The following is a 13265-nucleotide window of genomic DNA, read 5'->3' as shown; positions in this document are numbered from 1 at the left end:
GACCAGAAGTCGACGCCCTCCTCCAGCTGTGATTCAGCCGGCCGGGCACATCATGCGGGACGATGCGACCGTGCAGCCTGTCAGCTGCAACCGCTGGTCGAGCCGCAGCCCTCGCAGATGTAGCAGGATCCGGCGCGCTGCATCTTCGTACCGCAGGAGAAGCAGAGCGGCGCGTCCGCGCTGATGCCCAGCTGCATCTCGACGAGCTCCGCCGAGGTGTGCGCGGTCTTCGGGGCGGGCTTCTCCGCCTCCTGCACCGCGGCCACCGCCTTCAGCGGCTCCGTCCGCACCGGGGCGGACTGGGCCAGGGCCTCGATGTCCAGTTCCTCGTCCTCGATGGAGGGCTCGTACGAACCCGTGTCGAGGTGGCGCTGCCGCTCCTCGGCCGAGTGGATACCGAGCGCCGAGCGGGTCTCGAAGGGCAGGAAGTCCAGCGCGAGGCGGCGGAAGATGTAGTCGACGATCGACTGCGCCATCCGCACGTCCGGGTCGTCCGTCATACCGGCCGGCTCGAAGCGCATGTTGGTGAACTTCGAGACGTACGTCTCCAGCGGGACGCCGTACTGCAGGCCGACCGAGACGGCGATGGAGAAGGCGTCCATCATGCCCGCGAGGGTGGAGCCCTGCTTGGACATCTTCAGGAAGACCTCGCCGAGACCGTCGTCCGGGTAGGAATTGGCGGTCATGTAGCCCTCGGCGCCGCCCACCGTGAAGGAGGTGGTGATGCCGGGACGTCCCTTGGGGAGACGCTTGCGGACCGGCCGGTACTCGACGACCTTCTCGACCGCGGTACGGATGGTCTCCTCGGCCTTGGCCGTGACCTCTGCCTTCTTCTTCTCCTTGGTCTTCGCGGAGAGGGGCTGGCCGACCTTGCAGTTGTCACGGTAGATCGCGAGCGCCTTGACGCCCATCTTCCACGCCTCGAAGTAGACCTCTTCGACGTCCTCGACGGTGGCCGTCTCCGGCAGGTTCACCGTCTTGGAGAGCGCGCCGGAGATCCAGGGCTGGATCGCGGCCATCATGCGCACGTGACCCATCGCGGAGATGGAACGCTCGCCCATCGCGCAGTCGAAGACCTCGTAGTGCTCGGTCTTCAGGCCGGGGGCGTCGATCACATTGCCGTGCTCGGCGATGTGATCGACGATCGCCTCGATCTGCTCCTCCTGGTAGCCCAGGCGGCGCAGGGCCTGCGGAACGGTGCCGTTGACGATCTGCATCGAGCCGCCGCCGACCAGCTTCTTGAACTTGACCAGGGCGAGGTCGGGCTCAAGGCCGGTGGTGTCGCAGGACATCGCGAGGCCGATGGTGCCGGTGGGCGCGATGACCGAGGCCTGCGCGTTGCGGAAACCGTTCTTCGCGCCGAGCCGGATCACGTCCTGCCAGGCCTCCGTCGCGGCGGCCCAGATCGGGTTGTCCAGGTCGTCCATGTGGACGGCCGCGGCGTTGGCGTCGGCGTGCTGCTTCATGACGCGCTGGTGCGGCTCGGCGTTACGGGCGTAGCCGTCGTACGCGCCGACGACCGCGGCGAGCTCGGCGGAGCGCTTGTACGAGGTGCCGGTCATCAGCGAGGTGATGGCACCGGCGAGGGCGCGGCCGCCGTCGCTGTCGTAGGCGTGGCCGGTCGCCATCAGCAGGGCGCCGAGGTTGGCGTAACCGATGCCGAGCTGACGGAAGGCGCGGGTGTTCTCGCCGATCTTCTGGGTCGGGAAGTCGGCGAAGCAGATGGAGATGTCCATCGCGGTGATGACCAGCTCGACGACCTTGGCGAAGCGCTCCGACTCGAAGGACTGGTTGCCCTTGCCGTCGTCCTTGAGGAACTTCATCAGGTTCAGCGAGGCCAGGTTGCACGAGGTGTTGTCCAGGTGCATGTACTCGGAGCACGGGTTCGAGCCATTGATCCGGCCGGACTCCGGGCAGGTGTGCCAGGCGTTGATGGTGTCGTCGTACTGGATACCCGGGTCGGCGCACGCCCAGGCCGCCTCGGCCATCTTGCGGAAGAGGGACTTGGCCTCGACCTCTTCGATGACGTCACCGGTCATCCGGGCACGCAGCCCGAACTTGCCGCCGGACTCGACGGCCTTCATGAACTCGTCGTTCACGCGGACCGAGTTGTTGGCGTTCTGGTACTGGACGGACGTGATGTCGTCGCCGCCCAGGTCCATGTCGAAGCCCGCGTCGCGCAGGGCGCGGATCTTCTCCTCCTCCTTCACCTTGGTCTCGATGAAGTTCTCGATGTCGGGGTGGTCGACGTCGAGGATGACCATCTTGGCCGCGCGCCGGGTGGCGCCACCGGACTTGATCGTTCCGGCGGAGGCGTCGGCCCCGCGCATGAAGGAGACCGGACCGGAGGCGTTGCCGCCGGAGGACAGCAGTTCCTTGGAGGAGCGGATACGGGAGAGGTTCAGGCCGGCGCCGGAGCCGCCCTTGAAGATCATGCCCTCTTCCTTGTACCAGTCGAGGATCGACTCCATGGAGTCGTCGACGGACAGGATGAAGCAGGCGGAGACCTGCTGCGGCTGGGGCGTTCCGACGTTGAACCAGACCGGCGAGTTGAAGCTGAAGATCTGGTGCAGGAGGGCGTACGCCAGCTCGTGCTCGAAGATCTCGGCGTCCGCGGGAGAGGCGAAGTAGCCGTGGTCCTCGCCGGCCTTGCGGTACGTCTTCACGATCCGGTCGATGAGCTGCCGCAGACCGGTCTCGCGCTGCGGGGTGCCGACGGCCCCGCGGAAGTACTTGCTGGTGACGATGTTGACCGCGTTCACCGACCAGAAGTCGGGGAACTCGACGCCACGCTGCTCGAAGTTGATCGAGCCGTCGCGCCAGTTGGTCATGACGACGTCACGGCGCTCCCACGCCACCTCGTCGTACGGATGTACGCCGGGAGTGGTGTGGATGCGCTCGATACGCAGACCCTTGCTCGACTTGGATCCCTTGGCTCGGGAACCTCGTGCCGGGCCGCTCGCCGTCTCTGTCATGCCGCCTCCCATATGTGGGCAAAAACGCCCTGAAGTGCCCAGAACTTCCCGGGGCACAGTCTGTCTCTGATGCCTCGGACGCCACGCAGAGCGCCCGGAGCAGGTCTATGAAGCCGCCCTGCCGCCGATCCACGGAACCGTGCCGGTCGGCCGGTGCCGATCAGTCGGCGGCGACGGCGGGAACGGGGACCTCAAGGGTCTCTCCCCTCCCGCGTTCCTCCACGGGAGGCCGCCGCTCACGGAGTTCCGCGATGGCGGCCTCGAAGTCTTCGAGTGTGTCGAACGCCCGGTACACGGACGCGAAGCGCAGGTACGCGACGAGGTCGAGTTCCTGCAGGGGGCCGAGGATGGCCAGGCCCACGTCATGGGTGGTCAGCTCGGCACTGCCGGTGGCACGCACCGCCTCCTCGACCCGCTGGCCGAGCTTGGCGAGGGCGTCCTCGGTGACCGGCCGGCCCTGGCATGCCTTGCGTACGCCGGAGATGACCTTGGTACGACTGAAGGGCTCGGTCACGCCGCTGCGCTTCACCACCATCAGCGAGCAGGTCTCCACCGTCGTGAAACGGCGGGAGCAGTCGGGGCACTGGCGGCGGCGTCGGATGGACGTGCCGTCGTCGGTGGTGCGACTGTCGACGACCCGGCTGTCGGGGTGCCTGCAGAAGGGGCAGTGCATGGCTCCCAACCCTCCTTCACAGCACGACTGAATTGCCTCTCCAGGACCCGTAGGGGCCCCTCGAAGCTGTCACAAGCATAGGCGATGGCCGAACCCTCGGCGGACCGGGGACCACAACTTCTGGGCGGCTGGAACAATCCAACCACTAGATCTTGGGTTTGGCTGCGCATTCGGCCCTACCGCGTGTCGCGCATCACGAGCAGCCGGCAGGCAGCGTACGGCCGCACACGAGGTTACGGGAACAGTCCGGCCGCCAGGATTGCGGGGCTCCCGCCGCCGGACTCGAACAACGGCCCGACGGCCACCCCGCATGGCGGCGCCGCACCGGCGACGGCTACCGTAAAAGCCCGAATTTCGGGTCGGTCCACAGAAGAATCCCGACCCCTCGGTCATCGCACATACACCCGGCAGAGAACACACGGCAGACTTTTATTCGTTTTTCACTCGAACGTGTGTTTGGCGCAACCTTTCGAAAGCTACTACCGTTGTCCAGCTAGGGAGACCATTCGAGAGGGGCCGACGTGACCACCACCGCAGACAGTGCCACCATCACTGCCCAGGACCGCTCCCAGAGCCGATTCGAGCCGGTGCATGCCATGAATGACTCAGTCACGAACATGGAGGGGCCAGAGCCCGCGCGCCCAGCGCGCTCGTTGCCCGGCCGACCTCCTGGAATCCGGGCGGACAGCTCGGGGCTCACGGACCGGCAGCGGCGAGTGATCGAGGTGATCCGGGATTCCGTGCAGCGGCGTGGTTACCCGCCCTCGATGCGGGAGATCGGTCAGGCCGTGGGCCTGTCCAGCACATCCTCCGTCGCCCATCAGCTGATGGCCCTGGAGCGGAAGGGCTTCCTGCGTCGCGACCCGCACCGCCCGCGGGCGTACGAGGTCCGTGGTTCGGACCAGCCCAGTTCACAGCCCACCGATACGACCGGCAAGCCCGCGGCGTCGTACGTGCCGCTGGTCGGCCGGATCGCGGCCGGTGGTCCGATCCTCGCCGAGGAGTCGGTCGAGGACGTCTTCCCTCTCCCCCGCCAGCTCGTCGGTGACGGCGAGCTGTTCGTGCTCAAGGTCGTCGGTGACTCGATGATCGAGGCGGCGATCTGCGACGGCGACTGGGTCACCGTGCGCCGCCAGCCCGTCGCGGAGAACGGCGACATCGTGGCAGCCATGCTGGACGGCGAGGCCACGGTCAAGCGCTTCAAGCGGGAGGACGGCCATGTCTGGCTGCTCCCGCACAACTCCGCGTACCAGCCGATCCCGGGCGATGAGGCGACGATCCTCGGCAAGGTGGTGGCGGTGCTGCGGCGGGTGTGAAGCTCGCCGGTTCCGACCGGGCCCCGGGATCCACTGCGCCGATCCCGGGGCCCTGCCCATGGAGCGGGCACCCGGAGCGGGCTACTTGCCGTCGGCCTTGGCTGCCGCATCGATCGCCGCGAGTGAGCGGCGCGCCTGGTTCCGGTCGGTGGTGTACCAGAAGTCGGGCAGCGAGGCTCGGAGATAGCTGCCGTACCGGGCGTTGGCCAGGCGCGGATCGAGTACGGCGACCACACCCTTGTCGCCCGTGGCCCGGACGAGTCGGCCGGCCCCCTGGGCCATCAGCAGTGCGGCATGCGTCGCCGCGACGGCCATGAACCCATTGCCTCCCGCCTCCTCGACCGCCTTCTGGCGCGCGCTCATCAGCGGGTCGTCGGGACGCGGGAACGGGATCCGGTCCATTACCACCAGCTGGCAGCTGGCCCCCGGCACATCGACGCCCTGCCAGAGCGACAGCGTGCCGAAGAGACAGGTCTCGGGATCGGCCGCGAAATTCTTGATCAGCTCTCCGAGCGTCTCCTCGCCCTGCAGCAGGATCGGCTTGTCCAGCCTGCCCCGCATGTCCTCCGCGGCGGCCTGGGCCGCCCGCATGGAGGAGAACAATCCGAGGGTGCGTCCGCCCGCCGCCTCCACCAGTTCGGCGAGCTCGTCCAGCATGTCGGTGCGGGAACTCTCCCGCCCCGGCGTGGCCAGATGCCTGGCGACGTACAGAATGCCCTGCTTCGGGTAGTCGAACGGCGAGCCGACGTCGAGCCCCTTCCACTGCGGAAGGTCGTCGCCCGCGGTGCCTTCGGGGGCCAGGCCGAGCGAGGCGCCCACCCCGTTGAAATCCCCGCCGAGCTTGAGCGTGGCCGAGGTGAGGACGACGGACCGCTCGGCGAAGAGCTTCTCGCGCAGCAGCCCCGAGACGGAGAGCGGAGCGACCCGCACGGAGGCGCCGAAGCGGTCATGGCGCTCGTACCAGACGACGTCGTACTCCGAGCCCTGGGTGATGCGCTCGGCGACGCCGTGGATCGTCTCCACCGATGCCAAAGCCTGCTTGCGGACGGCGTCCTCGTCCTGGACGGACTTGTCCCGCGTGCTGCCCAGGGCCGAGATCACCGTACGCGCGGCGTCGCGCAGCGCCAGCAGTGCGTAGCCGAGGTCCTCGGGGACCTCTTCCAAGCGGCCCGGGAGCGCCAGCTCCATGACTCGCTCGAACCCTTCCGACGCGGTCTGCAGCGCGTCGGCGGCCTTCTCGTTGACCAGCTTCGCCGCGCGGCGCACCGCGCGGTTGACCTGGCCGGGGGTGAGCTCGCCGGTGGCCACCCCGGTGACCCTGGAGACCAGCTCATGGGCCTCGTCGACGATCAGCACCTCGTGCTGCGGGAGCACCGGCGCACCCTCGATGGCGTCGATGGCGAGGAGGGCGTGATTGGTGACGACGACATCGGCGAGCTTGGCCCGCTCCCGGGCGAGCTCGGCGAAGCACTCCGCGCCGTACGCGCACTTGCTGGCGCCCAGGCATTCGCGGGAGGAGACGGAGACCTGTGCCCAGGCACGGTCGGAGACCCCCGGAGTGAGGTCGTCGCGATCGCCGGACTCGGTCTCGTCGGACCAGTCGCGGAGCCGCAGCAGGTCCTGACCGAGCTTGCTCGACGGGGCGGCGGCCTCGAACTGGTCGAAGAGCCCCTCCTCCTCGTCCTGCGGCACCCCTTCGTGGAGCCGGTGCAGGCAGAGGTAGTTCGACCGGCCCTTGAGCATGGCGAAATCGGGACGGCGGCGCAGCAGCGGGTGCAGGGCGTCGACCGTGCGCGGAAGGTCGCGCTCCACGAGCTGGCGCTGCAACGCCAGCGTCGCCGTGGCCACCACGACCCGCTCCCCGTGTGCCAGCGCGGGCACCAGGTAGCCAAGGGACTTGCCCGTGCCGGTGCCGGCCTGGACGAGCAGATGGGAATTGTCGTCGACAGCCTCGGCAACGGCCTCGGACATGGCGGCCTGACCGGGGCGTTCCGTACCGCCGACGGCGGTCACGGCGGCGTGCAGGAGCTCGGGGAGGGATGGCTTCGTCATAGCCCGACCAGCGTACGGGGCGCCACTGACAACAGCGGTCACTCCCGGACTCCGGCGGTGGGGTGGAGCGGGTTGGGAACGGTCCCGTGGATGGCCGCGTGCGGGCGCTGGGGGCGGTCCCGGTAGCCGTCGACGTGCAGGCGGTTGCGGTTCAGACAGAGACGTTCGATGCGGGGTGCCAGCAGGTCGAACATCTCGAACCGCTCCTTGAGCTCGGGGAAGCGGGCGTGGTGGCGCAGGATCTCGGCCCGGACGAGTGACCAGAAATCGACCTCCGGCACCCCCAGCTGTTCCTCGCACAGCGGGGACAGAAAGCGGAACACCCCGATGAACAGTCCGGACTGGATGAACTGGGTGAGGAAGGAGGGTTCCTCGGTGAGCAGGATGCGGCGTACGTCCTCCGGCATCGAATCGTGCTCCGGCAGCGGCTGAGCGCTGATGTTCACGTCGTCGACGAAGTCCTTGATCGCCAGGCGCACCGGTACGTCCTGGTCGTCGAAGACCACGATGGCGTTCTCGCCGTGGGGGGAGAACACCGTGCCGTACCGGTAGAGGAAGTGCAGCAGCGGTGGCAGCAGGGCGGCGAAGAGGTGAGTCAGCCAGGCGGTGGGCGTCAGCCCGGAGCGGGCGACGAGCTCGGCCGTGAAGGCGCGGCCCTGCGGATCCGTGTGGAGCAGCGAGGCCAGGGTCCGGGCCCGCTCGCCGGGAGCGAGCCGGGGCTGGAGGGGTTCGCGCCAGATCGCGCCGAGGATCTCCTTGAACTGGTACGGGGCCTCGGGAAGGTGGTCGTAGAGCGGGTGCTCGACCGTCACCGAGGCCACCTCGCCGAGCAGGATGACCTGGCAGGTGTCACGCAGGAACGCGTCCTGGTCGCGCAGGCCCTGGACCCAGGTGGTGACGGCGGGGGCCGCGAGCGTGCGTTCGGTCGGCAGCCCACGCCAGACCAGCGTGTTGAGGATCGAGAGGGGCAGTTTGACGGTGTGCCGGTCGGGGCGGGCCACGTTGCTGAAGGTTCGGATGGACTGCTGCGGCAGCCTGAGGTCCGCGTCGGCGTGGAGCGGGACGATGTCACCGGCGGCGATGGCCGGGGCGAAGATCGGGACGATCCATTCGTCCCACTGCCAGGGATGCACGGGCAGGCAGAGATAGCTGCCGGGATCGAGGCCGCGGGAGCGGAGCACGGCGGCGAAGGAGTCACGGACCGACGGGTCGAGTTCCTGGGCGTACAACTGCTCCGGGCCGGCCAGACGGGCCACTCCGCGGTAGGCGGCGATCCTCGTGGAGACCGCGATCCACGGCAGCGTGAGGGGCCTGCGGGCCTCGGGGGTGTAGCGCGAGGCATCGGCGGCGGAGAGACCGAGGCGGCCCTTGTTGGCGACGAGCCAGGGGTGGCCGGTCTGGTGGCCTTCCAGCTCGGCGTAGTCGAGGTCGGCCAGCCGGGCCGCGGTGAGCGCGGTGTGGTCGAGCCGGGCGTCGGCGGTGAGGGTGGTCGTGATTTCGCGGATGAGGTGCCCGAGGGTGGCGCCGTCGACGCCCAGGAGGCGGCGGGCGCGGACGAGGAACTGCAGCGGATCGCGGAAGGGGACGGCGCCGGTGTCCGGGTCACCGGACGGCTCGGTGGTCGGGCCCCGGTCGCCGTCGGGCCTCGCGTCGGCCGGCGCCCGGGGGATGCTCCCGCGCATCTCCAGAATCGAGTCCGGGGCAATGTGCCAACTCCCGTACACGCCCCGCCGGGCGCTGAAGCGGAGGGCTCCGCCGTCGTCCAGTCCGAGGGTGTACGTATCGCCTCCGCCGGCCTCCCCAACCGGCTCGATGACTTCCTCGTAGGCGAATTGACCGAGCATCTTCGCGAGCAGTCGGGCGGCGGCTCCGTCCCAGACCGTCCGGTTCAGTTCTGGCGTGCTGAGCAGCTCGGCGGACTCCGCTGAATCATGGCTCGCGGGATATTTCGGCACGGGGACTCCTCGGGATGGAACCGATGGGGTTCGAGCGGGGTGAGTAATGCAGCAGTTCGTTCACAGCTGGGCACGATGGGTTCGGTCGCGGACCATCAGGGCGGCTCGTTTGTCGGGGAGTTCGAGTTCCGCGGAGAAGCGGAACCCGGCACTCAGAAAGGCTGAGACGGACGGGGTGTTACGCAGATCGGGTTCGGCGACCACACGCGCGCACAGGGGGCGGTTGTCGAGTACGAGGTCGGCGACGGCCCGCAACAGGGTGGTGCCGACGCCACGCCCACGGTTGTGCACACCACCGATGAGCAGGTGGATTCCGGTGTCGTGCGGACGAGCGGGGTAGTGGCGTGCCAGCGGGTCGAGATCCGCGCGGTAGATCTCCCAGTAGCTCATGGGAATGCCTGCCAGCACTCCGAGGCAGGGGACGCTGCGCCCGTCGCCGTCGAGTTGAGGGCGCAGATGGGCGGCCGTGACGGCTTCGGATCCGGCGAGCTCCCAGAAGGCCGCGACCGCGGGGTCGTTCATCCAGCGGCTCAGTACGGCGAGATCGCGTTCCGGTCGCACGGGGACGAGTTGGAAGATTCCGGCCGGGGTGGTGACCGGTCGCCAGTCGGCCGGACGGTCGAGCAGATCGGAGGCGGCCGCCCTGCTCATGGCCGGCCGCGTTCCCGCTGCCGGGCCCGCGTCGCCCGGGACGGACGACGCGGGTGACACGGGTGCGCCGGGCGGCAGGTGCGGCGCCGCGGTGGCCGGTGTGTCCTCCCCGAACAGGGCGAGGAGTTCTTCGGAGAGCTCCAGGTCCAGGGTGTCCTCGGCACCTGTGTCGGCCTGTGGGGCAGGGCCGGTCGCGGCGTCGGTGTGCGCATCGGCGGGAACCACGGTGTCGCTCTCCTCTCGGCGGTTCAGGCGGTGGTCATGGTCCCTCAGTCACACAGGGGGTTGGCAATGGTGACGTAGACGGACTGGGTGTCGACGGGACCGACGAGTTCGTCCAGGCCGTGCATCCGGGTCAGCAGGTTGGCCTTGCACCGCAGGTGGGGCTTTTCCAGCAGGTGCGTGGGGAGCGGGGAGCCCAGGGCGGCGGCCGAGCCGAGGAACCGGCGGAAAGCCGCGATGAGTACGCGTTCGTCGGCGAGGCGCTGGGCGCCGAACGCTCCGATCAGACCGAAGACGTTGTTGATGCCGAGGTAGTAGGCGAAGCGTTCGTCGGTGACCTCGTCGGAGACGAAGGTGTCGCTGACCGATCCGATGCCTGCGAGCCTGTGCTCCAGCGCCGCGCGGTGGGACTCACGGAAGTAGTAGCCCTGGTTGTCGCGGTATCGCCCGCCGACGGGCCAGCCCTCGGGGTCGAGCAGCACCAGGGTGTTCTGCTGGTGGGCTTCGAGGGCCACGCCGGCGTGGGCGTCGAGCCAGAGCACGGGGCGCACGACGCGGTCCAGGTAGCGCAGGAACCACTCGGCAGCGACCGCGCCCACGGTTCTGCCGGTGGCGGCGGCCAGGGAGAGAACGGTCTCGACGAGACGCGAGTGCATGCCCGTCCTGCCCGGCCACGGGCGGGGAGCGGTCAGAGCCGCGATGCAGACCGCGTCGTCGTGCGGCCCGAACGGGTTGTGGCGGAGCATCACGTCGAGGCCCTGGACCGGTTCGCCGTCCGGACCGTCTACGGCGAGCCAGGCGGGGTCGCGGACGATGTCGAAGCCCGGATGGGCGGCGTGCCACTGCGTGGCGAGCCCGCTGCGGAGCAGCCGGTGGACCTCCACTCCGCGGTGGAGTTCCTTGCGGAGGTTCTCCCGGCGGGAGTTGGTGATGCGCACGCCGAGGGAGAGCTTGAGCATGACCTCGGCACCGGGCCGGTGCACGGTGCGGACGGAGGAGGTGGGGTGCCAGCGCCTGCCGTACGGTCCCAGGTCGTGGAGGAGTCCGGCGTCGAGCAGGGCCGCCACTTCGGGGCGGTGTCCGAGTTCGCGGGCCTGCCAGGGGTGGAGCGGAATCGGTGCGGTGTTGTCGGGGAAGTGCAGGCCCTCGGCGTGGGAGGCGAGCAGTTCCGTGGCCCGGACCGGTCGGCCGCCGTCGGTCCAGGCGGAGTCGGTGGCCAGCACCGACCGGTCGACGGCCATCCAGTTCAGCGGGAAGGAGCCGTGCGACTCGGGCGAGTAGAGGCGCGATTCGGCATCGGAGAGCCCTTCGCGGCTCTTGGGGGTGGGGTGGAGCGGATGTCCCAGCAGAAGTGACTGCTCCGCGGTGAGGAAGAGGTCCGCCTCGTCCGGGGCGTGGGGGGTGCGGCGCCGCTCGGCGATGAAGCCGGCGGTCCGCCGTACCGAGTCGGCCACCCGGGCCACCATGTCGGCCCCTTCGTGGCGGTCGGCCTCGCGGCCCAGGAGAGCGGCGACCGTGACGGCGTCGGTGGGCGGTGCTCCTTCGGGTGCCCCCTCCAGGGCGGGCGGGCCGAAGCGGTGCCAGCCCGTGGCCGACCAGTAGAGGACGGGGACGAGCAGGGCCGTTCCGCTGGCGGGGAGGGGGATGCGGAGAGTGCCCCCGTCCGGCCTGGGCAGGTCGGCTTCCCGGATCCAGCAGCGCAGCAGATTCTCCGTGCCCGCCGTGTCGGCGGCCCGCAGCGGGTCCGGGTGGTCGAGCGGGTCGGCCGGTGCCCCAGCGGTGGCCGCGGACTTCGGGGTGTACCGCTCGTCGGGCGGTGCCGTCATCTGGCGCGGCACGGTGGACTGCTCGACGACGAGTGGGCCGGCGAGCTGCTGGGTGGGGGACGAGCCGTCAGCCTGGGGCATGGGGGTGGGGGTGGGGTTCACGGCGGTCTTTCTTGTGAAGGTGTCCGGGGTCAGCGGATCGACCCGGTCGTGGTGCGGCGGTGCGGCAGGCGCTCGGCGGCTGCCAGTGCGTCGGCGAGGCGGTCCACGACCGCTGTTGCCTGTTCGTCGGTGAGGGTGAGGGGAGGGAGGAGGCGTACGACGGTGGAGTGGCGTCCGCCGAGTTCGACGATGAGCCCGCGGCGCAGGCACTCCTCCTGGACGGCAGCGGCCAGGGCGGGGGCGGGTGGTGGCTCGGGGCTGTCGCCGGGCGCGGCGGCTTCCGGGTCGACCAGCTCGATGCCGATCATCAGGCCACGTCCGCGTACGTCACCGATGGTCGGGTGGTCGGTGGCCAGCGCCTGGAGGCGTGCGAGCATGCGGGCGCCGAGGGTGGCGGCGCGCTCGGCGAGGCGGTTCTCCCGTACGAAGGCAAGAGTGGCCGTGCCCGCCGCCATCGCGAGCTGGTTGCCCCGGAACGTGCCGGCGTGGGCGCCCGGCTGCCAGGTGTCGAGTTCGGAGCGGTAGACGATCACGGCGAGCGGGAGGGAACCGCCGATCGCCTTGGAGAGCACCATCACATCGGGCACGATCCCGCTGTGCTCGACAGCCCAGAAGGCACCGGTGCGGCCGACGCCCGTCTGGACCTCGTCGGCGATCAGGGGGACGGAGCGGGTCTCGGTGATCTCGCGCATCCGGCGCATCCAGCTGTCGGGGGCGGGGTTCACGCCGCCCTCCCCCTGTACGGGTTCGAGGATCATCCCGGCCGGCGTCGGTGTGCCTCCCTTGGGATCGTCCAAGAGGTTCTCGGCCCACCGGGCGGCGATCTCCGCGCCGCGCTCACCGCCGACGCCGAAGGGGCAGCGGTAGTTCCGTGGGAAGGGCAGCCTGGTCACCCGTACGTCCTCGGCGCCGCCCGAGGCGGCGAGGGCCCCTGCCGTCATCCCGTGGTAGGCGCCGGTGAAGGCGAGCAGGCCGCTGCGGCCGGTCGCGCCGCGGACCAGCTTGAACGCCGCCTCGACCGCGTCCGTGCCCGCCGGTCCGCAGAACTGGATCCGGGCGTTGTCGGCGAACTGCCGCGGCAGGGTGGCGAACAGCTCCGTGGTGAAGGCGTCCTTGACCGGCGTGGCGAGGTCGAGCACATGCAACGGTGCGCCCGAGTCGATGACCTTCTTGATCGCCTCCAGGACGACCGGATGGTTGTGTCCGAGCGCCAGGGTGCCGGCTCCGGAGAGACAGTCGAGGTATCGCCGCCCGTCCGCGCCCTCGATGGTCAGCCCACGGGCCCGCACCGGCACGATCGGCAGTGAACGCGCATAGGTACGGGCAGCGGATTCGCGCAACGACTGGCGGCGCAGGATCCCCTCGTGCACCGCCGGTGCTGCCACCGGGGCTGGTTCGGTCACGGCCACGGCTGTTGGTCCTCCCGCTGTAACGGTTGCGTTGCACATCAGTACGTCGACGCACGGACGGACTGCGGGGATGAACGCTTTCTC

The 13265-nt window shown here is 69.7% G+C and carries 8 protein-coding genes; 1 reads left to right on the top strand and 7 read right to left on the bottom strand.

What is annotated here, in order from left to right:
• Positions 1 to 80: 80 nt before the first annotated feature.
• Positions 81 to 2975 (bottom strand): vitamin B12-dependent ribonucleotide reductase, encoded by a 2895-nt coding sequence (locus OG978_RS30405; RefSeq protein WP_326768250.1) that lies wholly within the window; start codon positions 2973 to 2975, stop codon positions 81 to 83.
• A 160-nt stretch (positions 2976 to 3135) separates the two neighbouring features.
• On the bottom strand, positions 3136 to 3648 hold the full coding sequence (nrdR, locus tag OG978_RS30400) for a transcriptional regulator NrdR (RefSeq protein ID WP_093898913.1): 513 nt from the start codon (positions 3646 to 3648) through the stop codon (positions 3136 to 3138).
• Between the two features lie 521 nt (positions 3649 to 4169).
• Here nrdR and lexA point away from each other — a divergent pair.
• A complete protein-coding gene (lexA, locus tag OG978_RS30395) occupies positions 4170 to 4964 on the top strand; it encodes a transcriptional repressor LexA (RefSeq protein ID WP_072488421.1) in 795 nt (264 codons plus the stop codon).
• Between the two features lie 81 nt (positions 4965 to 5045).
• Here lexA and OG978_RS30390 read toward each other — a convergent pair whose 3' ends face one another.
• The 5 genes from OG978_RS30390 to OG978_RS30370 are packed head-to-tail and all read right to left on the bottom strand — an operon-like array spanning position 5046 to position 13181.
• Positions 5046 to 7016: an ATP-dependent DNA helicase gene (locus OG978_RS30390; RefSeq protein WP_326768249.1), complete on the bottom strand. Its 1971-nt coding sequence runs from the start codon at positions 7014 to 7016 to the stop codon at positions 5046 to 5048.
• A gap of 38 nt (positions 7017 to 7054) precedes the next feature.
• Entirely contained in the window at positions 7055 to 8971 is a 1917-nt protein-coding gene (locus OG978_RS30385; protein ID WP_326768248.1) for an IucA/IucC family protein, read from the bottom strand.
• Positions 8972 to 9031: 60 nt separating this feature from the next.
• Positions 9032 to 9847 (bottom strand): GNAT family N-acetyltransferase, encoded by an 816-nt coding sequence (locus OG978_RS30380; RefSeq protein WP_326768247.1) that lies wholly within the window; start codon positions 9845 to 9847, stop codon positions 9032 to 9034.
• Positions 9848 to 9891: 44 nt separating this feature from the next.
• A complete protein-coding gene (locus OG978_RS30375) occupies positions 9892 to 11751 on the bottom strand; it encodes an IucA/IucC family protein (RefSeq protein WP_326768246.1) in 1860 nt (619 codons plus the stop codon).
• Between the two features lie 50 nt (positions 11752 to 11801).
• On the bottom strand, positions 11802 to 13181 hold the full coding sequence (locus OG978_RS30370; RefSeq protein WP_326768245.1) for a diaminobutyrate--2-oxoglutarate transaminase family protein: 1380 nt from the start codon (positions 13179 to 13181) through the stop codon (positions 11802 to 11804).
• Between the last annotated feature and the right edge of the window lie 84 nt (positions 13182 to 13265).

This window comes from Streptomyces sp. NBC_01591 (genome assembly GCF_035918155.1).
Classification (GTDB): domain Bacteria; phylum Actinomycetota; class Actinomycetes; order Streptomycetales; family Streptomycetaceae; genus Streptomyces.
This window is presented reverse-complemented; position numbering and strand designations above follow the sequence as displayed.